Origin of the sequence: Xanthobacter sp. NM-25, from assembly GCF_022138605.1 — a bacterium.
Lineage (GTDB): Bacteria > Pseudomonadota > Alphaproteobacteria > Rhizobiales > Xanthobacteraceae > Xanthobacter.
The window spans coordinates 395,651-422,261 of the sequence record NZ_JACBFS010000005.1 but is presented as its reverse complement, the minus strand read 5'-3'; the positions used below and the strand labels follow the sequence as shown (position 1 = coordinate 422,261).

Here is a 26,611-nt window from a genome sequence, read left to right as displayed (position 1 = left end):
GAAATCGGGCCGCGGATCAGCCGGACACCACTCACGGCTGGCTGGCGGTGATCGCCTGCGCCAACGCCTCCACATCCTCGGGAAACGGCAGGGTCCGGCGCCAGGCGAGGCCGATGGTGCGGAACGGCGCCGGCGGCGCGAACGGAATGAGCCGCACCCGCGGCAGGCTGATGCCTTCCGAGCGCACGAACATGTCCGGCAGCAGCGTCACGCCCTGGCCGTTGGCCACCAGCTGCGCCAGAGTGGAGAGGCTGGAAGCGCCGAACCGCCGCAGCCGCCGCGCATCCGCATGGCGGCACACGTTGAGCGCCTGATCGCGCAGGCAGTGGCCGTCCTCCAGCAGCAGCAGGCCGTCGGGATCCACCGCATCGGCGCGCACCACCGGGCCCGGGTAGCCCTCCGCCACCTCCGGCACCGCCAGCACGAACGGATCGTCGAACAGCGCCCGGGTCTCCAAGGCGGGGTGGACCAAGGGCAGGCTGAGGATCACCACGTCGAGATCCCCATGCACCAGCTCGCCGACCAGATGCTCGGTGAGGCTTTCGCTAAGCGCGATCTCCACCTTGGGGAAGCGCCGTGCCAGCTCGGGCAGGAGGCGGGGCAGCAAATAGGGCCCCACCGAGGCGATGACGCCGAGCCGCAGCCGCCCCTGCAAGAGCCGGCCATGATCGCGCAGCGACCGCTCGAAATCGCTCACTCCCGCCAGCAGCGCGCGGGCCCGCACCGCCGCATCCTCACCGATGGGGGTGAGGCGGACGCCGGCGGGCGTGCGCTCCACCAGCTTGACGCGCAGCATCTCCTCCATCTCGCGGATCTGCATGGACAGCGCCGGTTGGGTGACGCCACAATCCTCCGCCGCCCGGCCGAAATGGCCGAGCCGCGCCAGGGCCTCGAAATAGCGGATCTGTCGAAGGGTGAGCATGGTGATCAGATTATCTGATCAGGAACCCACCGCAATCTGATTTGTTCTTATTCCAGAGCTGAGCCATGGTGCGGGCAGATCCCAGCCCGTTGCCCCGCGGGCCCAGTGCGAGGAGAGACGCATGAGCCGACCCACCCTCACCACCACTGCCGGCGCCCCGGTTGCCGACAACCAGAACTCCATCACCGCCGGGGCCCGCGGCCCGGTGCTGATGCAGGATTACCAGCTGATCGAGAAGCTGGCCCACCAGAACCGCGAGCGCATCCCCGAGCGGGTGGTGCACGCCAAGGGCTGGGGTGCCCATGGCACCCTCACCATCACCGGCGACATCTCCAGATATACCAAGGCTAAGGCTCTGCAGCCCGGCGCCACCACCGAGATGATCGCCCGCTTCTCCACCGTTGCCGGCGAGATGGGCGCGGCAGATGCCGAGCGCGACGTGCGCGGTTTCGCGCTCAAATTCTACACGCCGGAAGGCAATTGGGACCTGGTGGGCAACAACACGCCGGTGTTCTTCATCCGCGACGGCTACAAGTTCCCGGACTTCATCCACACCCAGAAGCGCCACCCCAAGACCAACCTGCGCTCCCCCACCGCCATGTGGGACTTCTGGTCCCTCTCGCCCGAGAGCCTGCACCAGGTGACCATCCTGTTCTCGGACCGCGGCCTGCCGGTGGGCGTGCGCAACATGAACGGCTATGGCTCGCACACCTATTCGTTCATCAATGCCGACAATGAACGCTTCTGGGTGAAGTTCCACTTCAAGACCGTGCAGGGCCACAAGCACTGGACCAATGCGGAAGCCGCCGATGTGGTGGGCCAGAGCCGCGAATCCACCCAGGAAGACCTGTTCGGCGCCATCGCCCGCGGCGACTTCCCCAAGTGGAAGATGCAGGTGCAGGTGATGCCGGAGCTCGATGCCGACAAGACCCCCTACAACCCCTTCGACCTCACCAAGGTGTGGCCGCATGCGGACTATCCGGTGATCGACGTCGGCATCCTGGAACTGAACCGCAATCCGGAGAACTATTTCACCGAGATCGAGCAGGTGGCGTTCTCGCCGTCCAACATCGTGCCCGGCATCGGTTTCTCGCCGGACAAGATGCTGCAGGCCCGCATCTTCTCTTATGCGGATGCCCACCGCTACCGGCTCGGCACCCATTACGAGCACCTGCCGGTGAACGCGCCCAAATGCCCCGTCCATCACTATCACAAGGACGGCGCCATGCGCTTCTTCGGTCAGATGACCGGCAATACGGATGCCTATTACGAGCCCAACTCGTTCAATGGCGCCGCCGAGAACCCGGCGTTCCTGGAGCCGCCGCTGAAGATCTCCGGCGACGCCGAGCGCTACAGCCACCGGGTGGGCAATGACGATTTCTGCCAGCCCCGTGCCCTGTTCGAGCTGTTCGACGTGGACCAGCGCGCCCGCCTGTTCTCCAACCTCGCCGAGGCGATGGCCAGCGTGCCGGAGGAGATCGCCGAACGGCAGATGAAGCTGTTCGACCAGGTGCATCCGGAATACGGCGCCGGCGTGCGGGCCGCCCGCATCGCCCTCGCCGCCAAAGCCACCACTGCGGAGTGAGCAGGCCGTCAACGAAAAAAGGGGCTGCGCCCAGGGCGCAGCCCCCTTTTTCATCAGCGAAGACCTCAGTCTTCCAACACCTTCAGCTTGAACAACAAGCCGGCGAGGAAGGCGCCAACCATCGGCACCACGATGAACAGCCACAGCTGGCTCAAGGCCTTGCCACCCACGAACAGGGCCGGGCCGATAGAGCGGGCCGGGTTCACCGACACGCCGGTCACCGGAATGAAGACGATGTGAATCATCACCAGCGACAGGCCGATGGCGAGGCCGGCGGCCTGGGTGATGCCCGCCTTGGAGGTGGACCCGAGAATCACCACCAGGAACACGAAGGTGCCCACCAGTTCCGCGACGATGGCCGCTCCGATCCCATAGCTGCCGCCATAGCCTTCGCCCCAGCCGTTCTGCCCAAGGCCGGCAGTGGCGGCATCAAAGCCCGCCAGCTTGCCGGAAGCGATGATGTAGAGAATGCCGGCGCCGGCGATGCCGCCCAGCACCTGGGCGATCCAGTAGAGCGGCACCTCGGACGCAGGAATGCGCCCCGCCGCCCACACGCCCACGGTGACCGCCGGATTGATGTGGCAGCCCGACACATGGCCGATGCCGTAGGCCATGGACGTCACCGCCAGGCCGAAGGCGAAGGCGATGGCCAGCATGCCGATGGGCGCGCTGCCATAGCCGGTCAGCACCGCCGCGCCGCAGCCGAACAGCACCAGAACCGCAGTGCCGATGAATTCGGCGACATATTTGTTCATGTCATTCCCCATGTTGAACGTCATGCGGCATGGCCCCGCCCTGAAGCCCATATCGCGGGCACGACATAATCTGAAGTTGCACCTACGTCCAAGATTGACCGACGCTGCCAGCAGACCCTCGCGCGCAGTGGCGACACCATTCGCGTTGAGGGCCGAACTGCGGCACCCGCGGGACCCAGATTCGGCAGACGCCACAACGCGAACATGGTAGGTCTGACACGCCCCGCGATCCGGGGCGAAGGGGAAACATCCATGACGTGGTCACCCACCAGCGGCCGACGCCCCGCGCGTGCCCGGAACCCTCGCCCCCTGTGGCCCGCCGTGGCCGCCGCCACCCTGATGGCGCTGGTCAGCGCGCCGCCTGCACATGCCCAGCAGGCACCGGCCCCGCAGGCGGCGACCAGCCCGGCCAATGCCCCGGCGCCCTGGCCGCGCACCTTCGAGACCTCCGACAGCGACCAGATCCAGGTCTACCAGCCTCAGGTCGACGACTGGAACGGGGACGTGATGTCCGGCCGCGCGGCGGTGGCCATCGGCGCCAAGGCCGGCACCCCCACCTATGGCATGGTGCGCTTCACCAGCCGGGTGGCGGTGGACAAGCCGGCCGGCATCGTCCACCTCGCCAGTCTCACCATCACGGGCGTGGAAGTGCCCACCGCGCCCGACAAGGCGGGGCTCATCCGCAGCACCCTGCAGGCCCACCTGCCCGCCGAGGGCATGACCATTCCCCTGGACCAGCTCCAGGCGAGCTATGCGGTGAACAAGGAGCTGGCCCAGCTCAAGACCCAGCCGGTGGACAACACCCCGCCGCAGATCCTGTTCGCCTCCACCACCACCATCCAGGTGCCCATCGCCGGGCAACCGGTGCTGAAGCCCATCACCGGCGTCAGCGCCTTCAAGCGGGTCATCAACACCCGCCCGCTGCTGCTGCTGGACGAGGCCAGCACCTATCACCTCCAGGCCGCCGGTACCTGGTATGAAACCACGTCCCTCACCGGCACCTGGATCGTCACCCCCAAGGTGTCCGATGCGCTGATCGCCGCCGGCAAGGCCGCCAGCGACGAGCTCGCCGCCGACCCGCTGCTCAGCTCCGACGGCAAGGCCATCACCCCGCCGCCGGCGATCCTGGTGACCACCGTCCCCACCGAGCTGATCCAGACCGACGGCCAGCCGCAGATGCTGCCGGTGGTGGGCACCAACCTGCTCACCATGAACAATGCCGACCACGCGGTGTTCATGGAGACCACCAGCAACACCTATTACGTCCTCATCTCCGGCCGCTGGTTCAAGGCCGGCGACCTCAAGGGGCCGTGGAGCTTCGTGGCGGCCAATGCGCTGCCGAAGGACTTCGCCAAGATCAATCCCAATGATCCCAAGGCCAATGTGCTGGTTTCGGTGGCCGGCACGCCGCAGGCCAAGGAGGCGGCCATTGCCGCCACCATCCCGCAGACCGCCAGCGTCAAGCGCGACGTGACCCTGAACGTGGTCTATGAGGGTACGCCGCGGTTCGAGGCCATCGCCGGCACGCCCCTCGCCTATGCGGTCAATACCCCGGTGCCGGTGATCCGGCTCGATACCCGCCGCTATTACGCGGTCAACAACGGCATCTGGTTCGTGGCCGAGGCGCCGCTGGGGCCCTGGCACGTGGCCGATGTGGTGCCGGATGTCATCTACACCATCCCGGTCTCGTCGCCGGTGCACTACGTGACCTATGTGCGCATCTATGGCTCCACGCCGGATGCGGTCATCGTCGGCTACACTCCCGGCTACATGGGCGTCGTGGTGGCTCCCGGCGGCACCGTGGTCTACGGCACCGGCTATTCCTGCCCCGGCTATGTCGGCACCTATTGGATCTCCTGCCCGGTCACCTACGGCCTCGGCGCCGGCTTTGCCCTGGGCGTCGCCGACGGGTTCGCCTTCGGCTTTGCCGCCGGCTGGCCCTGGAGCGTGGCGGTGGGCCCCTATTGGGGTCCCTACTGGCACCCCTGGGGTCCCGGACCGTGGGGCCCCGGTCCCTGGGGACCGCATCCGTGGGGGCCCGGTCCGTGGGGTGGCCACTGGGGCTATACCAACGTCAACCAGACCAACATCTATGGCCGCTGGGGCGGCGCCGCCACGGTGAACCACGCCTGGGGCACCACCTGGAACGGCACCGGCTGGTCCGGTCGCGACTGGCGCGGCACCACCGCCAACGGCACCGCCTTCACCGGCCGCTCGGCGGCGGCGTTCAACCCCTATTCGGGCAATTGGGCCGCCGGGCGCGAGGGCGCCCACGCCAATCCCTACACCGGCGACCGGGGCGCCTCGCGGGCCGGAGCGGCGGGCAATGTCTATACCGGCAATGCGGCGGCCGGGCGTGAATCCGCCGGCATCGATCCCGCCCGCGGCACGGCCCACGCCAGCCAGACGGCGGTGACCGACAACCATGGCCATGTGAATGTGGACAGCCGCGGCGCCGCCGTGGACACCCACACCAACACCGCCGCCGCCTGGCACAACGGCAATGTCATGGTGGACCACGACGGCAACGTCTACCGCCACAACGACAATGGCTGGAGCCGCAACACTACCAGCGGCTGGCAGAATGTGGACCGCAACACGGATACCCAGCGGCTCGACGACGAGCAGCAGGCCCGCTCCTGGAGCCAGCAGCGGGTGGACAATTTCGGCGGCGGGGATCGCTTCGCCGGCGATAATTTCGGCGGCGACCGGTTCGGCAGCGGCGGCTTCGACCGCGGCTTCGGCGGTTTCGGCGGCGGCTTCCGCGGCGGTGGCTTCGGAGGCGGCGGTTTCGGCGGGGGCTTCCGGGGCGGCGGCTTCCGGCGCTAAGCCTCAAGAAAAACAGGCCGGCGGATGCCCTCCGCCGGCCTTTTCATGTCCGCAGGGTCGAACCAAGCCAGAAAGACGGCGGAGACCGGCGCGGCGCCGTGCCGTAGACTGGGCCCAAAGCCCCACGCCCCCAAACCCCATTGCCGAAGAGGAAACGCCATGTCCGCGTCGCCCATCGCTCCATTGCCCGATGATCCGGCCACGGGCGTCGCCATGCGGGCGATCGCCAGCTACCAGCAGCTCGCCGCCTACAATGCTTGGGCCAATGCCCGCCTTTATGATGCGGCCGCGGCGCTGGGGCCAGAACTTTGCGCCAAGCCCATGGGGGCCTTCTTCGGCTCGGTGATCGCCACCTTGAACCATCTGGTGGTGACCGATCGCATCTGGCTGTCCCGGCTGGAGGCCAGCGGCGCGCCGCAACCGGCCCTCGACACAATGCTGGAAACCGACCTTGCCGCCCTGCGGGCTCTGCGCTGGGCAGAGGACGCGCGCCTTCTGGCCTTCACCCGCCACCTCGATGTCGCGCGGCTGGCGGCCCCGGTGGTCTATGCCAACAGTTCCGGCCGCGGCTTCTCACAAAGCTGCGCCAGCGCCCTCGACCATCTGTTCAACCACGAGACCCATCATCGCGGCCAGGTCCACACTTTGCTCACCCAGCTGGGCGGACGGGCGGCAGCCCCCTCCCTCGATCTCGTCGCCTTCCAGCGCGAGCAGGGCCTCGCCTGAAACGATCGCGGGCCGGCCTCAATCCAGGCCGGCGATGGCGCGGGCGAAGTCGCGGGCGGTGAAGGGCTGGAGATCCTCCGCCGCCTCGCCGACGCCGATCAAATGTACCGGCAGTTGATGCTTGGCGGCGATGGCCACCAGAATGCCGCCGCGGGCGGTGCCGTCGAGCTTGGTCATGACCAGGCCGGTGACGCCGGCGATGCGGCGGAACGCCTCCACCTGAGAGAGCGCGTTCTGGCCCACGGTGGCATCCAGCACCAGCAGCACCGCATGGGGGGCCGAGGGCTCCAGCTTCTTCACCACGCGAACGATCTTCTCCAGCTCGGCCATCAGCTCGGTGCGGTTCTGCAGCCGGCCGGCGGTGTCGATGAGCAGGATGTCCGCGCCTTCCGCCCGCGCCTCGGTGAGCGCCTCGTGGGCGACGCCGGCGGCATCCGCGCCGGGCTCGCGGGCGATGACCTTGGTGCCGGTGCGGGCGCCCCAGACCTTGAGCTGGTCGATGGCGGCGGCGCGGAACGTGTCGCCCGCCGCCAGCATCACCTTCTTGCCCTCGTGCCGCCATTGGGCGGCGAGCTTGCCGATGGTGGTGGTCTTGCCGGAGCCGTTCACCCCCACCATCAGCACCACGAACGGGCGGTGTTTGTGGTCGATCACCAGGGGCTTGGCCACCGGCGTCAGGATCGCCTCCACCTCGTCGGCGATCAGGCCCTTGACCTCCTCAGGCGAGATCATCTTGTCATGGCGGCCCTTGCCCACCGCCTCGACGATCCGCGTGGCCGTCTCCACCCCGAGATCGGCGCGGATCAGCACATCTTCCAGCTCTTCCAGGGTGTCGTCATCCAGCTTGCGCTTGGAAACGAGGTCGGTGATGCCCTGGCCGAGATTGGAAGCGGTGCGCGCCAACCCCGACGCCAGCCGCGCCCAGAAGCCCTTCTTCGCCGGAGTGGCCGGAACCAGCGCGCCGGCCTCGTCCCCGGCACCGCCCTCCGCCACCAGCTCGGGTTCTTCCGCAGCTGCGACGGGAGCGGGCGCCTGGGGCTCGGCCGTGTCGGAAACGGGGACCTCCGGCTCAGTGGGCGCCGTCGCCTCCGGCACCACTGGTGCCAGCGCCTCCAGAGCGCTGGCCACCGGCTCGGCCTCGGGCGGAACAGGTTCCGGGAGCACGGCCGACACCGCCATTTCCACGGGGCCTTCGAGGGGGGCTTCGATGGGAGCCTCGCCTTCAGATACCACCGCAACGGAGGTGATCGCCTCCGCAACCACCTCGACCGGGGCCTGAGCGGGGACTTCCGCAACGGGAAGAGGCTCCGGCGCCGCGGCGACCGGCTCCGCCGGAAGAGCAGGAGCGTCTGCGCTAGGAGCATCTTCACTCGAAGCGTCCTCACGCACCACCTCTTGGCTCACCGCCTCTTGGCTCACCGCCTCTTGGCTCACCGCCTCTTGGCTCGCCGTCTCCTGGTGCGCGGCCGCCTCAGGCGGCCTGTCCGGAGACACGGCGTCCAAAGACGCTCCGTCCTGAGTTTCGGTGTGCGCCTCCGATGCCGGCTCGGTTGGCGCCGGCTCCGCGGCCGGGGCGGCCTCGGTTTCGGAACCGCCGGTCAGCCAGCCCCAGAAGCCCCGCTTCTTCTTGGCAGGGATCTCCTTGGCAGGGGCGTCGTTTGTAGCAGCATCCTTGGCGGCATCATCCCGGGGATCGTCTTGGCTCATGGCTTTCCTTGAAAGGTCAGGCCGCGATCAGGCGGGTGCCGTCGTGGCCGGCGATGCGCAGCTCCGCCACCGTGCCGCGCGTGAGCGGCCGGGCGAGGCGCACCGGGGTGAAATATTGGGTGTGTCCGCGCCCGCCGGCTTCCACCAGAACGGCGCGCCGCCGGCCCACCTCGCCGGCGAGATGACGATGCAGCAGCCGGGCGCCGAGGGCGCGCAGCCGCGCCGCCCGCGCGCTCACCACCGCGCCATCGAGCTGCGGCATGCGGGCGGCGGCGGTGCCGGGGCGGGCGGAAAAGGGAAAGACATGGAGAAAGGCGAGCCCCGCCTCATCCAGGAACGCGGCGGTATTCCGCGCCTGCGCCTCGGTCTCGGTGGGAAAGCCGGCGATCACGTCCGCCCCCAGCACCACATCCGGCCGCAGCCGGCGCACGGTGGCGATGAAGGCCAGGGCCTCGGCCCGGCTGTGCCGGCGCTTCATGCGCTTCAGCACGAGATCATCGCCCGCCTGCAGGGAGAGGTGCAGATGGGGCATCAGCCGCTCTTCATCCGCCAGCGCCGCCAGAAGCTCGGCATCCGCCTCTACCGCGTCGATGGAGGACAGGCGCAGCCGCTCCAGCTCCGGCACCTGCCGCAGCACCGTGCGCACCAGCCGGCCGAGGGTGGGCGCGCCCGGCAGGTCGCCGCCATAAGAGGTGAGATCCACCCCGGTCAGCACCACCTCGCGATGGCCCGCCTCCGCCTGCCGGCGCACCTCGTCCACCACCGCGCCCATGGCGACCGAGCGCGAGGGTCCGCGCCCGAAGGGAATGATGCAGAAGGTGCAGCGATGATCGCAGCCGTTCTGCACCTCCACGAAGGCGCGGGTGCGCCCCTCGAATGCCGCGGTCAGATGGGGCGTCTCGTGCGCCACCGTGAGGCGGTCCTGAACGCGGGGCGGCGCTTCATCGGCGAGGCCGAAGTCGAGGCGCGCCCGCGCGCCGGCCCAGGCGGCGGCCCCGGTTTTGTCGCGGTTGGGCATCAGAAGGTCCACCTCGGCCATGCCGGAGAAGGTCTCTGGCTCGGTCTCGGCGGCGCATCCGGTCACCACCACCCGCAGGTCGGGATCCGCCCTCTTGGCGCGACGGATGGCCTGGCGCGCCTGGCGCACCGCCTCGGCGGTGACGGCGCAGGTGTTCACCACCAAGGTGCGCTCCAGCCCGGCCGCGGTCGCGAGCGTGCGCAGGCGATCACTCTCCAGGGCATTGAGGCGGCAGCCGAAGGTGGCGACCGCCAAAGGCGCGCCCGCCATCAGGCCGCCTCGCCCAGCATGGCGGGGGTGATCTCGCCCCGGAATTCATGGGCCACCGGCCCGGTCATCAGCACGTGGTCGTCGCGGGTGCGCCAGTCGAGGGCGAGCTCGCCCCCCGGCAGGGTCACGCTGACGGTGCGGCCGGCACGTCCCGTGCGGGCGGCGGCCACCGCGGTGGCGCAGCCGGCGCTGCCGCAGGCGCGGGTGCGGCCGGCGCCGCGCTCCCACACATGGAGCAGGAAGGCGTTTGCCCCCTTGGGGCTGGCAAACGAGATATTGGCCCGCTCGGGAAACAAGGGATGGTGCTCCAGCGCCCGGCCGAGCCCCTCCACATCCATGGCGTCCGCATCGGCCACGAAGAAGATGACGTGGGGATTGCCCATGGAGACGAGGCTGGCCGGCCCCAACGCCTCATAGCCTGGGATTAGCACCGCGCGGGTGTCGCCCACATCATGGGCCAGGGGAATGTCGCGCCAGTCAAACCGGGGCGCGCCCATGTCCACCGTCACCCGGCCATCGGGCAGCATCTGGCAATCCAGCAGCCCCGCCGGGCTTTCAAACAGGAGATGCGAAAGGCCGGTCTGCTCCGCCTCCAGCGCGGCGATGCAGCGGGTGCCGTTGCCGCAGGCGGCGGATTCCGAGCCATCGTTGTTGAGGATGCGCACGAACGCCCGGGTGCCCTCCCGCCGGGGCGGATAGAGCACCATGGCCTGGTCGAACGGCAGAACCCCCGGCCGCGCCAGCGCCCGCGCCGCGTCGGGGCTCACCTCCACCGGATCGGCACGCAGGTCGAGCACCAGGATCTCGTTGCCGAGACCATTCATCTTCACGAAGGGGCGATGGGCGAGCGGTTGCATGGGCGCCAAGGAACGGGGAACGAAGGAGACCGCTCCTATATGGCCTCGAATGAACGCCGGCGCCACCCCGGCGCGCAGGGCACCGGGTGACGGCCGCAACTCGGCCGCAGTCCCGCCTCCAAGATGCCGAAGGTCATGATAGAGATGGCGCGTTGCCGGGCCGTTGCGCCGGCACGGAGGACGGACGATGTCGGCACGCGCGGCGCAGGGCGCCCCTGGCAAGATGGTAGCGTTTTCCCACGATGAGCCGCCGGCCGGCCGCCGGACCGCGCGCGGAGCGGCCCCGCTGCTGGCGCTGGGCCTGCTCTTGACGCCGCTCGCCCCCGCTCTGGCGCAGCCGGCCCCTGCGGCCACCCAGCAGAATGCGGTCCAGAAGGACGACAGCCTGACGCCGCCGCCGGTTGTAGACCCCAAGCCCGTGGAGACCCAACCCGTCGCCCCAGCCGCCGCGCGCTTTGTGCCGGAGGAACTGACCCTGACGCCGATGCCGGTCATCACCCTTGCCGGCACCGCCACCTGGGACGAGGGCTACGACAAGCTGGTCGCGGCCCTGAAGACCCTGGACAAGGAGCTGACCCGGCTCGGCCTCACCCGCGCCGGCGACGCCTTCGTGGTCTATACCTCCAGCGACGATCTCGGCTTCGAGTATGAAGCGCAGCTGCCCTTCTCCGGCACCACCACCCAGAAGGCCAGCGGCACCATGAAGCTCGGCGGCTCCTATGCGGGCAAGGTGCTGAAGTTCGGCCATTCCGGCTCCTTCGCCGACATGGACAACACCTACGAGCAGATCGCTAACTACCTCGACGAGAAGAACATCAACGCCGACGGCCTCTATATCGAGCAGTACCGCACCGATCTGACCACCACCGCGCCCGATGCGCTGAAGATCGACATTCTGGTGCCCGACCCCAGATAAGGCAGGGACCCGCCCGCGGCCGTGGAACACCGTCCACGGCCGGCTTTCCTCCGCGCCGCGAATCTCCTTTGATGGGCGCAGGATCGAATCGAACGCCTGCGGAGGCTTCCATGCCGCGCCTGTTCACCGCCATCGAGATCCCACCGGATGTGGGTCTCGGCCTGTCGTTCCTGCGGGGCGGCATCGCGGGGGCCCGCTGGATCGATCCCGAAAACTACCACGTGACGCTGCGCTTCATGGGCGACGTGGACGACGCCATGGGCCGCGACATCATGGAGATGCTCGGCGCCGTGCGCCGGCCGTCGTTCGATCTCACCCTCGATGGTCTCGACCAGTTCGGCGGCCGCAAGCCCCGGGCGGTGTTCGCGGCGGTGAGGACCAATGCGGCCCTGATGGAGCTGCAGGCCGAGCAGGAACGGCTGATGCAGCGCCTGGGCCTCTCCGCCGAGGGCCGCAACTACAAGCCCCATGTCACCCTGGCGCGGCTGCGCGACGCTTCCACCCGTCAGGTTGCCGATTACCTCGCGACCCGCGGCCCCTATCGCAGCCCCAGTTTCAAGGTGCCCCGCTTCGTGCTGTTCTCGTCGCGGGATTCCGTCGGTGGCGGGCCGTATCTGGTGGAAGCGGCCTATCCGCTCGGCTGATGTCAGCCGCCCGGCGGTATTTTAGAATCCCTATTAATTGAGCCGCGTCGAGCGGCTTTTTCTTGCAGCGCGGGATGGAATTCATTTTCCTGACACGTCAGGCGTGTCTGCTGACTGCAGGCGGCCCCCGAACGCAACAGATTTCGGTGCGCGAGATCTTGTGTGCCCGGGCCTCTCGACCATGTGAAGAGCCATGACCACGTCCAATCCCGCATCCTTTTCCGCCCTGGAGTGGCTGGGCCGGGACACCGGCGATGAAACGACGGCCCAGCGCAACGCCGCGCGGGACGAAGTTCGTGTGCGCCGGGGCTTCTGGTCGAAGCTGAAGCGCTCGGCCACCTATGTGCCGTTCGCCGAAGAGGCCACGGCCGCCTATTTCGCCGCCTTCGACCGTGCGACACCGCTGAAGGTGCGCGCCACGCTGCTGGCGGCGCTGGCCTATTTCGTGCTGCCGGTGGATGCGGTGCCGGACGTGTTCCCGGTGATCGGCTTCACCGACGACGCGGCGGTGCTGATGACCGCCCTGCGCCTGATCTCCGGACACATCACCCCGCAGCACCACAGCGCCGCCCACGACGCGCTGGAAGACCTGCGCCGCGGCTGAGGACCGCCGCCGGAGGCCCCGCCGACCGGCGGGTCAGCGCGCCCGCCCAACCGCGTCCTCACCCGGTGGTGAGGACCACCTTGCCCTTCACCCTGCGGCCCGCGATGAGGCCAATGGCCTTGGCGCAGTCGTCGAGGGAGAAGGTGGCATCCACATGGGCGGAGATGGCGCCCGCATGGGCGTAACCCACCAGCGTCTCCACCGCCGCCTTGAGCCAGAGCGGATCGCTCTTGGCCTGCGCGCCGAAGGCCACCCCCCGCGCATCGCAGTTTTTCAGCAGCAGCAGGTTGAGGGGGATCTTGGGAATCTCGCCGGCGGCGAAGCCCACCACCATGAAGCGGCCGTACCAGCCGAGCGCCCGCAGCGCCTGCTCCGCCAGTTCGCCCCCCACCGGATCGAACACCATGTCCAGCCCGCCCGGCCCGGCGAACGCCTTGAGACCGGCCTTGAGATCGGAGGCGGTATAGTCGAGCCCCGCCTCGGCCCCATGGGCACGGGCGAACGCCACCTTCTCCGGCGACGAGGCGCAGCCGATCACCCGGGCACCGAGGGCGCGCCCCACTTCCACGGCCGCCAGGCCGACGCCACCAGCCGCCCCCAGAACCGCCAGGGTCTCCCCCGCCTTCAGATTGCCGCGATCGCGCAGAGCATAGAGGGCGGTGCCATAGGTGACGATCAGGCCCGCGGCCTTGACCAGATCCAGGTCGTCGGGCACCCGGGCGAGATGGGAGGCCGGCACCGCCACCTTCTCCCGCGCCGCGCCGTAGCTCATGTAGCCGCACACCCGCTCGCCCACAGCGACACCGGTGACCCCTTCGCCCAGCGCCGCCACGGTGCCGGCGAACTCGCCGCCGGGGGAAAACGGCAGCGAGGGTTTGACCTGATAGAGATCACGGATGATCAGCGTATCGAAGAAATTGAGGCCGATGGCCGCCACGTCCACCACCACCTCGCCGGGGCCCGGCGTGGGATCGGGCAGGCCGACGATTTCCAGGGCTTCCGGCGGCCCATGGCGCACGCACAACACCGCTTTCATGGATCACACCTCCCGTTTCCGCCATTTCCCCACGGCCGGTTACCATTCCTTAACCGTCGCGGCAGTTTGAATGCACCATCGGCCGGTCGCCGCAGCGCCCGGGCCGTAGCGGCAAAGCTTTGTACAAGCCAGAACTTTCGGCCTCGCGCCACCTGTTTGTCGCACCCGTGCAGAGCCTGCAGATCGCCGATGTTTGAGGGGTTCACGCATTGAGGTGAGCGGAGCCGTTGGTTTAAGAAAACGCAAGGCGCGCCCGCCATCTTTTTTCGACTGCCTCGATCGCACCCTGCGGCACATAGGCTCAACCCCTCAGTTTCGCGGCTCGAAGGTCTATGACTGGAGATCCGCAACGAAAAGGAGAAGCCATGGCACCTCGTCGTGTCCGTCCGACGCTCCTGGGCGTTTTCCTCGCCACCCTGGCCGCCGCGCCCGCGCTGGCTCAGGGTCAATCCAAGCCGGTTGCCCAGTTCGGGGACTGGAGCGTCTATGCCTCCACCGGCAACCCGAAGGTGTGCTACGCCATCTCCCAGCCCAAGAGCCGCCTGCCCGCGGGCCTCAACCGCGACCCTGCCTATTTCTTCATTTCCACCCGCCCCGGTGAGAATGTGAAGAACGAGGTGTCCATCACCGCCGGCTTCCCCCTGCAGGACGGCAAGGATGCCACGCTCACCGTGGGCAGCCTCAGCCTGCAGCTCTACACCAAGGGCGAAGGGGCCTGGGTCCGCAATGTGGCGGACGAGGCCAAGCTGGTGGACGCCATGCGCAAAGGTCGAGACCTGTCGGTGGCCCTCACCTCCGGCCGCGGCAACCTCACCACCGACAAATATTCCCTCTCCGGCATCTCCCAGGCCCTCGACCGGGTCGCCCAGGAATGCCGCTGACGGACGAGGACTGCCGCGGAACACCGCGCCCCCGCCGCTGGATGACCGCCAGCGGCGGGGTGCCGCCCGCGATGATGTTCAGGCGCCCGCCCTGCCGGCGCCCCAATCCGCTGCTTCAAGGCCCCGCATCCCCATCACCGCGCCGAACGCCTGTGGAAAGCCGGCGCGGGAAGGCTTATGTGTGACGCCATGACCAGCGCCCTCGACCCCGCCCCCGTTTCCGACCTCGCCGCCGGCCGACCCGCCGATGCGCCGGCGCACACCCTGCCGTCTCTGGTGGGGCTCGACCGGGCCCGGCTCGGTGCCGCCCTAGCCACCATCGGCGTGGAGGGGCGCGAGCAGCGCATGCGCGTGAACCAGCTCTGGCACTGGATCTATCTGCGCGGCGCCACCGATTTTGCGGAGATGACCAACGTCTCCAAGCACCTGCGCGCGAAGCTCGCGGACCATTTCACGCTGGCGCGTCCGGAGATCGTGATGGAGCAGGTGTCGCAGGACGGCACCCGCAAGTGGCTGCTGCGCTTTCCCGCCGACAATCCCGGCGAAAAGCCCCACGATATCGAAACCGTCTACATCCCCGAGAGCGACCGCGGCACCCTGTGCGTGTCCAGCCAGGTGGGCTGCACCCTCAATTGCGCCTTCTGCCACACCGGCACCCAGCGCCTGGTGCGCAACCTCACCGCCGCCGAGATCGTCGGCCAGGTGATGGTGGCCCGCGACCGCCTGGGGGACTATCCCGGCCGCGAGCGGGCGGTGGGTCCGGGCCTGCCCACCGAGGGCGACCGGCTGGTCACCAACATCGTCTTCATGGGCATGGGCGAGCCGCTCTATGCCTATGACAGCGTCAAGGAAGCCATCGAGATCCTGTCTGATGGCGATGGCCTCGGCCTTGGCAAGCGCCGCATCACCGTCTCCACCTCCGGCGTGGTGCCGGAGATCGAGCGCCTGGGCGCCGAGGTGGGGCCGATGCTGGCCATCTCCCTGCACGCGGTCAAAGACGACCTGCGTGACGTGCTGGTGCCCATCAACAAGAAGTACCCCATTAAGGAGCTGATGGAGGCCTGCCGCACCTATCCGGCCGCTTCCAACGCCAAGCGCATCACCTTTGAATATGTGATGCTGAAGGGGGTCAACGACAGCCCCGCCGATGCCCGGGCGCTGGTGAAGCTCTTAGAAGGGGTGCCGGCCAAGATCAATCTGATCCCGTTCAACCCCTGGCCGGGCACCCAATATGAGTGCTCCGACTGGGAGACCATCGAGCGCTTCTCGGACATCGTGTTCAAGGCCGGCTATGCGAGCCCGGTGCGCACCCCGCGCGGGCGCGACATCCTGGCGGCCTGCGGGCAATTGAAGAGTGAGAGCGAGAAGCTCTCCGCCCGCGAGCGCCTCGCCTATCGCGCCATGGCCGCCGCGGCGGAAGCGGCGGAGTAACCGCAGGGAGCATCCCCATGCTCGACCATATGGGCCTTCACGTCAGCGATTTCGCGCGCGCCCGCGCCTTCTATGCGGCGGCCCTCGCGCCGCTCGGCTACGGCGTCGTCATGGAGGTGAGCGCGGCGGAAACCGGAGGCGCCGCCCATGTGGGCTTCGGCGCCGGCAAGCCGGAATTCTGGCTCGGCAGCGGGCCCACGCCCAGTGGCCCCGTCCATGTGGCCTTCACCGCCCCGGACCGGGCGGCGGTGGATGCCTTCTACGCCGCCGCCCTGGCCGCCGGCGGGCGCGACAATGGCGCGCCGGGCCTGCGGCCCCATTACCATCCCAATTATTACGCAGCCTTCGTGCTGGATGCCGACGGCACCAATGTGGAAGCCGTCTGCCACCAGCCGGCCTGAGGGTATCGACCGCCGGCCATGGACAATCTCTTCCGCCTGCTGCTGCGCCTGATCCTGGTGCCCCTCGGCTATCTGGCCGCGGTGGTGGCGGGTTCGGCGGTGATCCTGGTGGGCGAGTGGCGCATCGGCACCCTGTTCCAGGCCGGCACGCCCGATGAGGCGGCGCTGGGCGCCTTCGTGGCCATCGTGGTGGCCGGCTTCGTGCTGGTGCTGCTGGTGTCCATGATGTGGCTGGTGGCGGCGGTGGGCATCCTGTTCTCCGAGCTGTTCGCGGTGCGCTCCTGGATGTTCCATGCCGCCAATGGCGTGGTCTCCGCCTGGATCGGCACCCAGTTGTTCGCCTCCGACGCGGAAGTGAACGCCGCCGCCCACGACCCCTTCTATGTGATCGCCGCCGGCCTCGCGGGGGGCCTCGTCTATTGGCTGGTGGCGGGCTCCTCCGCCGGCTTCTTCAAGCCGGTGCTGCGCTCCGCCGCCGAACGCGCCGCCCGCCGGCTGCCCCCACCCGAGCCACCCGCCGGACTGCCGCCCGCCGCCTGAAGGGGCCGCGCCGCCCAACATTCCTTTGATTCTCAGCCGCGTTCCCGCTAAGCCTCGCGGCGAGCCGGCTGACCATGACACACTCTTCCTCATCCCCTGCTTCCGCATCCCCCTCCCTCGCCGATCTGCGATCCGAGATCGATCGCATCGACGAAGCCATGCACCGCCTCCTGATGGAGCGCAGTGAGATCATCGATCGCCTGGTGCAGGTGAAACGCACCCAGGGCGCCGAGGGCGGCTCGGCCTTTCGCCCGGCGCGCGAGGCCGAGATGATGCGCCGGCTGGTGGAACGCCACCATGGCCTGCTCCCCCTCGATACGGTGGAGAGCATCTGGCGCGTCATCATCGCCACCTTCACCTATGTCCAGGCGCCTTATGCGGTGCATGCCGATCTCGCCGTGGGTGAGCCGGCCATGCGCGACAGCGCCCGCTTCCACTTCGGCTTCACCGTGCCATTCGTGCCGCACATGGGCGCGGCGGGCGTGATCGAGGCGGTGGCCGCCTCCAAGGGCGATCTCGGCCTGCTGCCCGCCGCCATCGGCACCCTGCCCTGGTGGACCCAGCTGGAAGGGGACGGCGCGCCCAAGATCATCGCCCGCCTGCCGTTCGTGGAGCGGGCCGACCACCCTGCCGGCCTGCCGGTGTTCGTGGTCTCCCACCCCATCGCCGATGCGGCGGTGCGCGAGGTGCGGGTCTATTCCCTGCGCGTCTCCGGCTGGAGCGCCCGTGCCGGCCATGCCCTGCCGGCCTTCGCCGAGACGCTGCTGGCGCCCGACGAAGCCCTGGACGGCGCCGCTTTGCTGGTCTCGCTCCCCTCCGGCCACCAGGTGGACGAGGTGCTGGAGGCCCTGAAGGGCGCCGGCGCCGGCATCCGCGCGGTGTGCGAGGTGGGCAGCCACGCCGCCATCCATAAAGTGAATGTGTGATATGCCTCTGCCCCCGGCGGCCATCGCGTGGCCGCGGGGACCTGTGTTTGTGGAGTGACCTTCCATGTCCGCCGTGCCGAAAGACGTTGTCTCCCCCTCGCGCCCGCAGCCGCGTCCCGGCGTTCTCGCCATCGACGCCTACGTGCCGGGCAAGAGCCACGCGCCGGGGGTGGACAAGGTCTTCAAGCTCTCCTCCAACGAGACCCCCCTCGGCCCCAGCGCCAAGGCGGTGGCGGCATTCGCCGAGGCCGGCCTCAACCTGCAGGACTATCCCGACGGCGCCTCCCAGGTGCTGCGCGAGGCCATCGCCCGCGCCTATGGGCTTGATGCCGATCGCGTCATCTGCGGCGCCGGCTCCGACGAGCTGCTCAATCTGGTGACCCACACCTTCGTCGGTCCCGGCGACGAGGTGGTGTATTCCCAGCACGGCTTCCTGGTGTACCGCATCGCCACCCTGGCGGCCGGCGGCGTGCCGGTGGTGGCCCCCGAGCGGAACCTCACCACCGATGTGGACGCCCTGCTGGCGGCGGTGACCGAGCGCACCCGGGTGATGTTCCTCGCCAATCCCAACAACCCGACCGGCACCTACATTCCCTTCTCCGAGGTGAAGCGGCTACACGCGGCTTTGCCGCCCCACGTGCTGCTGGTGCTGGACGCCGCCTATGCGGAATATGTCCGCAAGGACGATTACGAGACCGGGCTGGAGCTGGCGCTCACCAGCGAGAACGTGCTGATGACCCGCACCTTCTCCAAGATCCACGGCCTCGCCGCCCTGCGCATCGGCTGGGCGGTGGGCTCGGCCCATGTCATCGACGCCATGAACCGGGTGCGCGGGCCGTTCAACATGAACACCCCGGCGCTGCTCGCCGGCGCCGCCGCCATTCTGGATGCGGAGCATGTGGAGAAGTCGGTGGCGCACAATGCCGCGTGGCTGCCCTGGCTCACCCGCGAGATCGAGGCCCTCGGCCTGAAGGTGACCCCCTCGGTGGCCAACTTCCTGCTGATCCACTTCCCGGACACCCCCGGCCGCACCGCCAAGGAGGCCGACGCCTTCCTCACCAAACGCGGGCTGATCCTGCGCTCGGTGGCGTCCTACGGCCTGCCCCAGGCCCTGCGCATGACGGTGGGCACGGAGGAGGCCAACCGCCTGGTGGTGGACGCCCTCAGGGACTTCCTTGCGGGGAAGCCGGCGTGAGCGCCGTCCTGTTCGATCGGCTGGTGGTCATCGGCGCGGGCCTCATCGGCTCGTCCATCGCCCGCGCCGTGCGTGAGAAGGAGCTCGCCACCACCGTGGTGGTGGCCGACCGTGACGCCGCCGTGTGCGCCCGGGTGCGCGAGCTCGGCTTCGCCCATGAGGTGACCGAGGATCTCGCGGCTGCCGCCACCGGCGCCGATCTCGTCATCGCCTGCGTGCCCGTGGGCGCCTCGCGGGCGGTGGCGGAACAGGTGGGGCCGTGCCTCAAGCCCGGCGCCATCCTGTCCGACGTGGGCTCGGTGAAGGGGGCGGTGGTGGAGGCCATGGCGCCGTTCGTGCCGGCCCACGCCCATCTGGTGCCGGCCCATCCGGTGGCGGGCACGGAGTTTTCCGGCCCGGATGCGGGCTTCGCCAGCCTGTTCGAGAACCGCTGGTGCATCGTCACCCCGCCGGAAGGGGCCGACGAACAGGCGGTGGACCGCCTGAGCGGCCTGTGGCGCGCCATGGGCGCCAATGTGGAGCTGATGAGCGCCCACCACCATGATCTGGTGCTGGCCATCACCTCCCACGTGCCCCACCTCATCGCCTACAACATCGTCGGCACGGCGGCGGAGCTGGAAGAGACCCTGGCCTCCGAGGTCATCAAATTCTCCGCCGGCGGCTTCCGCGACTTCACCCGCATCGCCTCCTCCGACCCCACCATGTGGCGCGACGTGTTCCTCTATAACCGCGATGCGGTGCTGGAGATGCTGGGCCGCTTCACCGAGGACCTGACCGCCCTGCAGCGGGCCATCCGCTATGGGGACGGCGACGCGCTGTTCGACCATTTCACTCGCACCCGCGCCATCCGCCGCTCCATCATCGAGCTGGGCCAGGAAACCGCCGCCCCCGACTTCGGCCGCCGCGCCGCCGGCAAGCCCCGGCACGAGCAGAGCTGAACCGCCCGCGCCAGCACCCGCGCGCGAGCAACTCAGGCGGGTTCCACGCCGGGTGGAGGCGCCAGGGGCTTCTCGAACCAATGGTGAGCGTAGGGCTCGCGATTGAAGGGCGCCACCTCCACGAAGCCGCTCGCCCGGTACAGCGCCTGCGCTTCCGTCAGCGTGCGGTTGGTCTCAAGGCGCAGAAGGGAGACGCCGGCCCCGCGCGCCGCCTCTTCCAATCGCGCGAGGATGCGGCGGGCCACGCCGAGGCCGCGGGCCGTGGGCGCGACCCACATGCGCTTGATCTCTCCAACTCCAGCATCGTGGAACCTGATCGCGCCGCAGCCCACCGGCCGCGCCGCCATGCGGGCCAGCACCAGGGCGCCGTGGGGCGGACGCATGTCTTCCAAAGCGATGGGATTGCTGCGCGCGGGATCGAACCCGCCCTCGAAGCGTTCGGCAAGGTCCCGTACATAGGCCTCCAGACACCAGCGGGCATCGGCCCCTGCTGGATCCTCCACCACGATCCTCAGGTTGCCATGAAGACCCGCTAGCCGGCCGGACTGGGCCAGCAAGTGCTCCACCTCGGCCATGGCCGCCACCAGCCTCGCCCGCTGGGGTGGCGCCAGAGGCGCGAGCAGGTCACGGGCCAAGGTGTCGGAGAGGCGATCATAAGTGTCGCGCTCCGCCCGGCCGGCGGAGGTCAGGGCGACACAACGGACCCGCGCGTCATCCGCCCGGCGCCGCACCGCCACCAGCCCCTGCCCTTCCAGGGCACGGAGCAGACGGCTCACATACGCGGAATCGAGTTGAAGACGCGCGCGCAGCTCCCGCACGTCAACGCCATCCGGCGCATCCGGTCGCCCGATCTCGAACAGCAGCCGCGCCTCGCCCAGCGGGCGGCCGCGCTGCAAATAGCTGTTCTCCAGCGCCCCCACCCGCTGCGTCACCAGCCGGTTGAAGCGGCGCACCTGATTGATGTGGCCTGCCTGCATTTTCTGACTTTAGTCAGATAACTTCACCTCACGCAAGGCGGCCTATTCCGCCGCCTCCGCGCGCAGCGCCGGGGGCTCGCGGAAGCGGGCGAGCAGGGCGGCTTCCTCGGCTTTGGCGGCGGCAAGGCTCTTCGCCTTCACCGGGCCGAAGCCGCGGATCTTCTCCGGCACCGAGGCCAGCGCCACCGCCAGCCCATGGCTGTCAGCCTCCAGGCGCCGGGCGATCTCCGCCAGCAGCGTCTCGTATTGGGCGATCAGCCCCCGCTCGGTGCGCCGCTCCTCGGTGTGGCCGAACGGGTCGAAAGCGGTGCCGCGCAGGCCCTTGAACCGCGCCAGCACCCCCAGCACGCGCATCATCCAGGGGCCGAAGGTGATTTTCTTCGGGACGCCGGTGGCGGGGTCGAAGCGCGCCAGCAGCGGCGGAGCCAGGTGGAATTCCAGCTTGCGGGCGCCATCGAAGGCGGCATCGAGCTGCGCCGCGAAGGCGCCATCCACATAGAGCCGGGCCACCTCATACTCATCTTTATAAGCCATCAGCTTGAACAGGTTGCGCGCCACCGCCTCGGTCAGCTCCGTGTGGCCCGGCAGCTTGGCCGTCTCGGCGGCGCGGACCGTCTCCACGGCGGCGGCATAGCGGCGGGCATAGGCCGCGCTCTGATAGGCGGTCAGCTCCGCCACCCGGCGGGCGATCACCTCATCGAGGCTCTCCGACAGGCGGCGCGCATCGCTCACCGCCCCCTTGGGCTGGGCCAGAGCCTCCACGGCGGCGGGATCGGCGGCGGCGCGCCGGCCCCAGCGGAAGGCGGCGGTGTTCATGGCCACCGCCTCGCCATTCAGCTCGATGGCCTTCTCCAGCGCCGCGGCGGACACCGGCAGCGCACCGAACTGATAGGCATAGCCCACCATGAAGATGTTCTGGGCCAGCGCATTGCCGAACAGGGCGGTGGCGAGCCGGCTCGCCTCGATGAAGTGGGTATTGGCCGCCCCCGCCGCCTCGGTGATGGTGCGCTTGATGCGCGCCGTGGGCAGAGAAAAATCGGCGTTGCGGGTGAAGTCGCCGGGCAGCACCTCGTGGGTGTTCACCACCACCAGGGTCTCGCCGGGCTTCACCGCCGCCAGCACCTTCTTGGTGCCCGCCACCACCAGATCGCCCCCCAGCACCACGTCGGCGCCGCGCGCCGGCACGCGGATGGCTGTGATGTCGGCGGGGTCATGGGCGAGGCGGATGTGGCTGTAGACCGCGCCGCCCTTCTGGGCGAGGCCGGCCATGTCGATCATGCCGCAGGCCTTGCCTTCCAGATGCGCCGCCATCCCCAGAATGGCGCCGATGGTGACGACGCCGGTGCCGCCCACACCGGTGGCGATGATGGAATAGGTGCCGTGGATCTGCGGCAACACCGGCTCCGGCAGATCCGCCGCCTCGGCGCTGCGATCCGCCGACGCGCCGGCCACCTTCTTCGGCTTCGCCCCGTGCACGGTGACGAACGAGGGGCAGAAGCCGTTCACGCAGGAGAAATCCTTGTTGCAGGAGGACTGGTCGATCTCCCTTTTGCGGCCCCACTCGGTCTCCAGCGGCTGCACCGAGACGCAATTGGATTTCACGCCGCAATCGCCGCAGCCCTCGCACACCCGCTCGTTGATGAGCACGCGCATATCCGGATCGGGGAAGGTGCCCCGCTTGCGGCGCCGCCGCTTTTCCGAGGCGCAGGTCTGGTCATAAATCAGCACGGTGACGCCGGGGATGGCGGCCAATTCCTTCTGCACCGCATCCAATTCATCGCGATGATGAATGGTGAGCCCGCCCGGCCAGACCGTGTTGGGCGGGTATTTGCCCGGCTCGTCGGTCACCACCACCACCCGCTCGGCGCCTTCCGCCGCCACCTGGCGGGCGATAACGGGCACGGTGAGATCACCGTCGTGGCGCTGGCCGCCGGTCATGGCCACCGCGTCGTTGTAAAGGATCTTGTAGGTGACGTTCACCTTGGCGGCGATGGCGGCGCGCAACGCCAGGTAGCCGGAATGGTTATAGGTGCCGTCTCCCAGGTTCTGGAACACATGGGGCCGCCGGGAGAACGGCGCCTCGCCGATCCAGTTGGCGCCCTCGCCGCCCATCTGGGTGAAGCCGGTGGTCTCCCGGTCCATCCACTGCACCATGTAGTGGCAGCCGATGCCGGCATAAGCGCGCATGCCCTCGGGCACCCTGGTGGAGGTGTTGTGCGGGCAGCCGGAGCAGAAATAGGGAATGCGGGTGGCCACATCCGCGGTCGCCGCCAGCGCCTTCTGCGCCTCTTCCAGCTGCGCCACCCGCGCCGCGATGTCCGGCAGGTCGCCATAGGCGAGCAGCCGCTTGCCCAGAGCGATGGCGATGTCGTTGGGATCGAGCGCCCCCTTTACCGGGAACAGCCAGCGGCCCTCTTCATCCTTCTTGCCGATGCATCTGGGCTGGTTGGCGGTGCCGTACAGCTCCTCGCGCACCTGCACTTCGATGAGCGAGCGCTTCTCCTCCACCACCATGATGAGGTCGAGGCCCCGGGCAAACTGCATCAGCCCCTCGGTATCCAGCGGCCAGGGGCAGCCCACCTTCCAGATGCGGATGCCGAGCGCATTGGCCCGCACCTCGTCGATGCCCAGCTCATCCAGCGCCAGGCGCACGTCCAGATAGCTCTTGCCGACGGTGGCGATACCGATGCGGGCCTGGGGGCCGCCGGAGGTGATCATGCGATTGAGGCTGTTGGCCCGCAGGAAGGCCACCACCGCGTCGCGCTTGAACTCCTGCAGCCGCTCTTCCTGGGCGATGGGGGTATCGCCCAGGCGGATGTTGAGGCCACCCGGCGGCATCACGACATCCGCAGGGGTGAGGATATTCACCCGATCGAGCCGGCCATCGACGATGGCGGTGGATTCAATGGTGTCCTTCACCGCCTTGAGCCCCACCCAGGCGCCGGAGAATCGCGAGAGGGCCCAGCCGTAAAGGCCGTAATCGATGATCTCCTGCACCCCGGCGGGGTTGAGCACCGGGATCATCACATCGACGAAATGAAACTCGCTCTGGTGGGCGGTGGTGGAGCTCTCGCAGGTGTGGTCGTCGCCCATCAGCGCCAGCACGCCGCCATGCCGGGAGGTGCCTGCATTGTTGGCGTGGCGGAACACGTCGCCGGAGCGGTCCACCCCCGGCCCCTTGCCGTACCACAGGCCGAACACCCCATCGAACCGGCCCTCGCCGCGGAGCTCGGCCTGCTGGGAGCCCCACAGAGCGGTGGCGGCGAGGTCCTCGTTGAGGCCGGACTGGAACTTGATGTCGTTGGCCGTGAGCACCTTCTCGGCGCGCAGGAACTGCTGATCGAGCCCGCCCAAGGGCGAGCCGCGATAGCCGGTGACATAGCCTGCGGTGTTGAGGCCGGCGCGGCGGTCGCGCGCCTTCTGCATGAGGGCGAGGCGCACCAGCGCCTGGGTGCCGGAGACGAACACGCGCTCCTGCGAGAGGTCGTATTTGTCGTCCAGACGGACCGCGTTCAAAGCCATGGGGCGCCTCCGGCCGACTCATTCTTGAGGCCGCTTGGCAGCGCCGGAAGGTACGGGTCTGCCGAAAGGGGCGGCCCTGAGCCGTTCAACCTTAGGCTGACACGGAGTGTCGCACCCGGCAATTTCGTTGTTCCAACTCCAAACGCAACGAAATTGCCTCAAAGCGCGGCATGACGCATTTTGGTGCAATGCAGGATGGTTTTGGGCGGCAATGCAGCGTGGATGCGGGGATGACTCCCGCATCGCAACAGGTACGGATCAGCCGGGCAGCAGCCGTTCGCTTTCCAGATAGCCGGTCAGCAGCGCCAGCCCGAACAGCATCACCAGCACCGCCGCGCCAAGCTCCACCGTGCCGCGCACCAGCTCCGGCCAGCGCCCATCCACACCGGCGAGCCGCACCGCCAGGCGCTTGCCATAGACCGCCAACGCGGCGATGCCGGTGACGGTGAGCGCGGTGCCGAGCCCCATGGCGAAGGCGGACATGACGCCGCTCATGAACACGCCCTGGGACAAAGCAAAGGTGAGCACCAGGATGGCGCCCGAGCACGGCCGCGCGCCGGCGGAGACCACCGCCACCGCCATGCGGCGCAGCCCGCCCTGCCCCGCAAGCAGGGCGGGATCAGGCGCATGAGCATCGCCGCAATCGCAATCGGCGGCATGGATGGCGTCGCCCCGCACCAGAGCCAGCAGCCGCCGTCCCTTGGTGAAGGCGAGATAAGCGCCGAACAGCGCGATGCCGCCATAAGCGGCGATCTCCACCACGTTCATGGCCCGGGCCATGGACACGGCGGTGGCACCGAGCAGCACCGCCAGGATGCCGACGAAGGCGATGGCCGCCACCGCCTGCACGAGGCCCGCCGCCAAGGCGAGGGCCGCGCCGCGGCGCAGGGTGCCGCCATCGGCCAGCAGATAAGAAGAGATCACCGCCTTGCCGTGGCCGGGCCCCGCGGCATGGAACACCCCATAGGCGAACGACAGGCCGGCCAGCAGCCAGGCCCCATGGCCATCGGCCTTGGCCGCGCGCACCGCCTTGATGAGGGCCTGATAGAATTCCGCCTGGCGGGCGATGATATAGCCGCCGATGCCCGAGGGGGGCGGGGCGGAGCCGAGCCCGAACGGCGTCGGCTTGGCGCCCGAGGCGCCGAAGGCCTGCGCGAAGGCGAATTCGGGGTAGAGCAGCAGCGCCAGCAGCAGCACCGCCCCGGCGCAACCGAGCGCCACCAGCACAGCGGTGAGAAGCCAGCGCAGGGGCGCCCCCGCGCCGCGAACGGGCGCATCGGCGCTCACGGGCATTTCACCGTGATCTTATCGGCATACTGGGCGCCGAAATTGCTCGACGCGGTCAGGCTGGAAAAGAAGCTCTCGCTGAGCTGCATGGTCTGCGAGCGTTCCGGCGACACCACCGCCTTGATGCAGCCGGCGGGGGCATCCACCAGCGTCACCGGATCCTTCTCCCGAAAGCCGAAGGACACGAAATAGGTGGGGTCGTAGATGTCGATGGACAGCGTGCCCTTGGCCGGCAGCGGCTTCACCAGTGGCAGGGTGAAATGCAGCGTCAGCACGTCGTTGTCATAGGTCAGGTAATAGTCGGTCGGATCCTTGAAGGCGAGCTTGGCCGTCGCCGACTTGGCCGTCACGAAGTAATCATACTCCTTGAGGGAAGTGACATTCACTTCGGCCAGCGGCTTCAGCACGTCGTCGCCGTAGGTGCCGTTGTTGGTCTTGTCGAGCCCCTGCAAGGCGAAGGCGCTGAACGCCTCGTCGAAGGTCCAGGCCTGCTTGAGGCCGGTGAACTGGCCCTGGGCGTCGTAGACCACCTCGGTGGACATGGTGACCCACACGTGCGGATGGGCCAGCGCCGACCTCGGCGCGGCGACCCAGAACGCCAGCGCGGCCGCCAGCAGCGCGAATCGGACCATGAGTGCTCCCGT

General features: G+C 68.9%; 23 protein-coding genes. 13 read left to right on the top strand and 10 right to left on the bottom strand.

Going from position 1 to position 26,611, the window contains the following annotated elements; all coding sequences use genetic code 11:
• Nucleotides 1-31: 31 nt before the first annotated feature.
• The gene (locus MEU52_RS16275) at nt 32-922 is read right to left on the bottom strand and encodes a hydrogen peroxide-inducible genes activator (RefSeq protein ID WP_238122101.1); all 891 of its coding nucleotides are present in this window, start codon (nt 920-922) and stop codon (nt 32-34) included.
• Between the two features lie 121 nt (nt 923-1,043).
• Between MEU52_RS16275 and MEU52_RS16270 the strand changes: the two genes are divergently transcribed.
• The gene (locus MEU52_RS16270) at nt 1,044-2,507 is read left to right on the top strand and encodes a catalase (RefSeq protein ID WP_238122102.1); all 1,464 of its coding nucleotides are present in this window, start codon (nt 1,044-1,046) and stop codon (nt 2,505-2,507) included.
• A 65-nt stretch (nt 2,508-2,572) separates the two neighbouring features.
• Here MEU52_RS16270 and aqpZ read toward each other — a convergent pair whose 3' ends face one another.
• On the bottom strand, nt 2,573-3,262 hold the full coding sequence (aqpZ, locus tag MEU52_RS16265; protein ID WP_238122103.1) for an aquaporin Z: 690 nt from the start codon (nt 3,260-3,262) through the stop codon (nt 2,573-2,575).
• Nucleotides 3,263-3,583: 321 nt separating this feature from the next.
• Here aqpZ and MEU52_RS16260 point away from each other — a divergent pair, with 321 nt between their 5' ends.
• Both MEU52_RS16260 and MEU52_RS16255 read left to right on the top strand, forming a co-directional pair.
• Nucleotides 3,584-6,091, top strand: coding sequence for a carbohydrate-binding family V/XII (locus MEU52_RS16260; RefSeq protein ID WP_238122104.1), 2,508 nt, complete (start codon nt 3,584-3,586; stop codon nt 6,089-6,091).
• Between the two features lie 159 nt (nt 6,092-6,250).
• Complete coding sequence (locus MEU52_RS16255; protein ID WP_238122105.1) at nt 6,251-6,817, top strand: DinB family protein; 567 nt, start codon at nt 6,251-6,253, stop codon at nt 6,815-6,817.
• An 18-nt stretch (nt 6,818-6,835) separates the two neighbouring features.
• Here MEU52_RS16255 and ftsY read toward each other — a convergent pair whose 3' ends face one another.
• The 3 genes from ftsY to dapF are packed head-to-tail and all read right to left on the bottom strand — an operon-like array spanning nt 6,836 to nt 10,669.
• Complete coding sequence (gene ftsY, locus MEU52_RS16250; RefSeq protein WP_238122106.1) at nt 6,836-8,524, bottom strand: signal recognition particle-docking protein FtsY; 1,689 nt, start codon at nt 8,522-8,524, stop codon at nt 6,836-6,838.
• A gap of 16 nt (nt 8,525-8,540) precedes the next feature.
• Nucleotides 8,541-9,812 carry a tRNA (N(6)-L-threonylcarbamoyladenosine(37)-C(2))-methylthiotransferase MtaB gene (gene mtaB / locus MEU52_RS16245; protein WP_238122107.1) on the bottom strand — a complete coding sequence of 424 codons (1,272 nt, stop codon included), beginning with the start codon at nt 9,810-9,812 and terminating at the stop codon, nt 8,541-8,543.
• Nucleotides 9,812-10,669 (bottom strand): diaminopimelate epimerase, encoded by an 858-nt coding sequence (gene dapF / locus MEU52_RS16240; RefSeq protein WP_238122108.1) that lies wholly within the window; start codon nt 10,667-10,669, stop codon nt 9,812-9,814. Before dapF ends, mtaB begins: the two co-directional genes overlap by 1 nt.
• Before the next feature lie 187 nt (nt 10,670-10,856).
• Here dapF and MEU52_RS16235 point away from each other — a divergent pair, with 187 nt between their 5' ends.
• The 3 genes from MEU52_RS16235 to MEU52_RS16225 all read left to right on the top strand — a co-directional run bounded on the left by MEU52_RS16235 (nt 10,857) and on the right by MEU52_RS16225 (nt 12,833).
• The gene (locus tag MEU52_RS16235) at nt 10,857-11,585 is read left to right on the top strand and encodes a GyrI-like domain-containing protein (protein ID WP_238122109.1); all 729 of its coding nucleotides are present in this window, start codon (nt 10,857-10,859) and stop codon (nt 11,583-11,585) included.
• 110 nt (nt 11,586-11,695) lie between these two features.
• Entirely contained in the window at nt 11,696-12,229 is a 534-nt protein-coding gene (gene thpR / locus MEU52_RS16230) for an RNA 2',3'-cyclic phosphodiesterase (protein ID WP_238122110.1), read from the top strand.
• 193 nt (nt 12,230-12,422) lie between these two features.
• Entirely contained in the window at nt 12,423-12,833 is a 411-nt protein-coding gene (locus MEU52_RS16225; RefSeq protein ID WP_238122111.1) for a YkvA family protein, read from the top strand.
• A 58-nt stretch (nt 12,834-12,891) separates the two neighbouring features.
• On the opposite strand, the gene MEU52_RS16220 is transcribed toward MEU52_RS16225, so the two are convergent.
• Nucleotides 12,892-13,869: an NADPH:quinone oxidoreductase family protein gene (locus tag MEU52_RS16220; RefSeq protein WP_238122112.1), complete on the bottom strand. Its 978-nt coding sequence runs from the start codon at nt 13,867-13,869 to the stop codon at nt 12,892-12,894.
• A 365-nt stretch (nt 13,870-14,234) separates the two neighbouring features.
• On the opposite strand from MEU52_RS16220, the gene MEU52_RS16215 reads away from it, so the two are divergent.
• The 7 genes from MEU52_RS16215 (at nt 14,235) to MEU52_RS16185 (ending at nt 20,181) form a co-directional block, all read left to right on the top strand.
• Nucleotides 14,235-14,750 (top strand): invasion associated locus B family protein, encoded by a 516-nt coding sequence (locus MEU52_RS16215; protein ID WP_238122113.1) that lies wholly within the window; start codon nt 14,235-14,237, stop codon nt 14,748-14,750.
• Nucleotides 14,751-14,939: 189 nt separating this feature from the next.
• Nucleotides 14,940-16,181 carry a 23S rRNA (adenine(2503)-C(2))-methyltransferase RlmN gene (gene rlmN / locus MEU52_RS16210; RefSeq protein WP_238122447.1) on the top strand — a complete coding sequence of 414 codons (1,242 nt, stop codon included), beginning with the start codon at nt 14,940-14,942 and terminating at the stop codon, nt 16,179-16,181.
• Nucleotides 16,182-16,198: 17 nt separating this feature from the next.
• The gene (locus MEU52_RS16205) at nt 16,199-16,582 is read left to right on the top strand and encodes a VOC family protein (protein WP_238122114.1); all 384 of its coding nucleotides are present in this window, start codon (nt 16,199-16,201) and stop codon (nt 16,580-16,582) included.
• An 18-nt stretch (nt 16,583-16,600) separates the two neighbouring features.
• Nucleotides 16,601-17,122: a hypothetical protein gene (locus MEU52_RS16200; RefSeq protein WP_238122115.1), complete on the top strand. Its 522-nt coding sequence runs from the start codon at nt 16,601-16,603 to the stop codon at nt 17,120-17,122.
• A 74-nt stretch (nt 17,123-17,196) separates the two neighbouring features.
• The gene (locus MEU52_RS16195; protein ID WP_238122116.1) at nt 17,197-18,048 is read left to right on the top strand and encodes a chorismate mutase; all 852 of its coding nucleotides are present in this window, start codon (nt 17,197-17,199) and stop codon (nt 18,046-18,048) included.
• A 64-nt stretch (nt 18,049-18,112) separates the two neighbouring features.
• Nucleotides 18,113-19,243 (top strand): histidinol-phosphate transaminase, encoded by a 1,131-nt coding sequence (hisC, locus tag MEU52_RS16190; RefSeq protein ID WP_238122117.1) that lies wholly within the window; start codon nt 18,113-18,115, stop codon nt 19,241-19,243.
• Nucleotides 19,240-20,181: a prephenate/arogenate dehydrogenase family protein gene (locus MEU52_RS16185; RefSeq protein WP_238122118.1), complete on the top strand. Its 942-nt coding sequence runs from the start codon at nt 19,240-19,242 to the stop codon at nt 20,179-20,181. Before hisC ends, MEU52_RS16185 begins: the two co-directional genes overlap by 4 nt.
• Nucleotides 20,182-20,213: 32 nt before the next feature.
• On the opposite strand, the gene MEU52_RS16180 is transcribed toward MEU52_RS16185, so the two are convergent.
• The 4 genes from MEU52_RS16180 to MEU52_RS16165 all read right to left on the bottom strand — a co-directional run bounded on the left by MEU52_RS16180 (nt 20,214) and on the right by MEU52_RS16165 (nt 26,599).
• The gene (locus MEU52_RS16180) at nt 20,214-21,158 is read right to left on the bottom strand and encodes a helix-turn-helix domain-containing GNAT family N-acetyltransferase (RefSeq protein ID WP_238122119.1); all 945 of its coding nucleotides are present in this window, start codon (nt 21,156-21,158) and stop codon (nt 20,214-20,216) included.
• Nucleotides 21,159-21,200: 42 nt separating this feature from the next.
• Nucleotides 21,201-24,680 (bottom strand): indolepyruvate ferredoxin oxidoreductase family protein, encoded by a 3,480-nt coding sequence (locus tag MEU52_RS16175; protein ID WP_238122120.1) that lies wholly within the window; start codon nt 24,678-24,680, stop codon nt 21,201-21,203.
• Nucleotides 24,681-24,938: 258 nt separating this feature from the next.
• Nucleotides 24,939-25,967, bottom strand: coding sequence for a nickel/cobalt transporter (locus MEU52_RS16170; RefSeq protein ID WP_443267306.1), 1,029 nt, complete (start codon nt 25,965-25,967; stop codon nt 24,939-24,941).
• A complete protein-coding gene (locus tag MEU52_RS16165; protein ID WP_238122122.1) occupies nt 25,964-26,599 on the bottom strand; it encodes a DUF1007 family protein in 636 nt (211 codons plus the stop codon). Before MEU52_RS16165 ends, MEU52_RS16170 begins: the two co-directional genes overlap by 4 nt.
• Nucleotides 26,600-26,611 lie beyond the last annotated feature (12 nt).

Excerpts from the sequence above, each read along its gene's own strand:
- MEU52_RS16205 (WP_238122114.1), top strand. The coding sequence starts at position 16,199 with ATGCTCGACCATATGGGCCTTCACGTCAGCGATTTCGCGCGCGCCCGC.
- aqpZ (WP_238122103.1), bottom strand. The coding sequence starts at position 3,262 with ATGAACAAATATGTCGCCGAATTCATCGGCACTGCGGTTCTGGTGCTG.
- dapF (WP_238122108.1), bottom strand. The coding sequence starts at position 10,669 with ATGCAACCGCTCGCCCATCGCCCCTTCGTGAAGATGAATGGTCTCGGC.
- MEU52_RS16175 (WP_238122120.1), bottom strand. The coding sequence starts at position 24,680 with ATGGCTTTGAACGCGGTCCGTCTGGACGACAAATACGACCTCTCGCAG.
- MEU52_RS16180 (WP_238122119.1), bottom strand. The coding sequence starts at position 21,158 with ATGCAGGCAGGCCACATCAATCAGGTGCGCCGCTTCAACCGGCTGGTG.
- thpR (WP_238122110.1), top strand. The coding sequence starts at position 11,696 with ATGCCGCGCCTGTTCACCGCCATCGAGATCCCACCGGATGTGGGTCTC.
- MEU52_RS16165 (WP_238122122.1), bottom strand. The coding sequence starts at position 26,599 with ATGGTCCGATTCGCGCTGCTGGCGGCCGCGCTGGCGTTCTGGGTCGCC.
- ftsY (WP_238122106.1), bottom strand. The coding sequence starts at position 8,524 with ATGAGCCAAGACGATCCCCGGGATGATGCCGCCAAGGATGCTGCTACA.
- MEU52_RS16255 (WP_238122105.1), top strand. The coding sequence starts at position 6,251 with ATGTCCGCGTCGCCCATCGCTCCATTGCCCGATGATCCGGCCACGGGC.
- hisC (WP_238122117.1), top strand. The coding sequence starts at position 18,113 with ATGTCCGCCGTGCCGAAAGACGTTGTCTCCCCCTCGCGCCCGCAGCCG.
- MEU52_RS16235 (WP_238122109.1), top strand. The coding sequence starts at position 10,857 with ATGTCGGCACGCGCGGCGCAGGGCGCCCCTGGCAAGATGGTAGCGTTT.
- MEU52_RS16220 (WP_238122112.1), bottom strand. The coding sequence starts at position 13,869 with ATGAAAGCGGTGTTGTGCGTGCGCCATGGGCCGCCGGAAGCCCTGGAA.
- rlmN (WP_238122447.1), top strand. The coding sequence starts at position 14,940 with ATGACCAGCGCCCTCGACCCCGCCCCCGTTTCCGACCTCGCCGCCGGC.
- MEU52_RS16225 (WP_238122111.1), top strand. The coding sequence starts at position 12,423 with ATGACCACGTCCAATCCCGCATCCTTTTCCGCCCTGGAGTGGCTGGGC.
- MEU52_RS16200 (WP_238122115.1), top strand. The coding sequence starts at position 16,601 with ATGGACAATCTCTTCCGCCTGCTGCTGCGCCTGATCCTGGTGCCCCTC.
- MEU52_RS16270 (WP_238122102.1), top strand. The coding sequence starts at position 1,044 with ATGAGCCGACCCACCCTCACCACCACTGCCGGCGCCCCGGTTGCCGAC.
- MEU52_RS16275 (WP_238122101.1), bottom strand. The coding sequence starts at position 922 with ATGCTCACCCTTCGACAGATCCGCTATTTCGAGGCCCTGGCGCGGCTC.
- mtaB (WP_238122107.1), bottom strand. The coding sequence starts at position 9,812 with ATGGCGGGCGCGCCTTTGGCGGTCGCCACCTTCGGCTGCCGCCTCAAT.
- MEU52_RS16195 (WP_238122116.1), top strand. The coding sequence starts at position 17,197 with ATGACACACTCTTCCTCATCCCCTGCTTCCGCATCCCCCTCCCTCGCC.
- MEU52_RS16215 (WP_238122113.1), top strand. The coding sequence starts at position 14,235 with ATGGCACCTCGTCGTGTCCGTCCGACGCTCCTGGGCGTTTTCCTCGCC.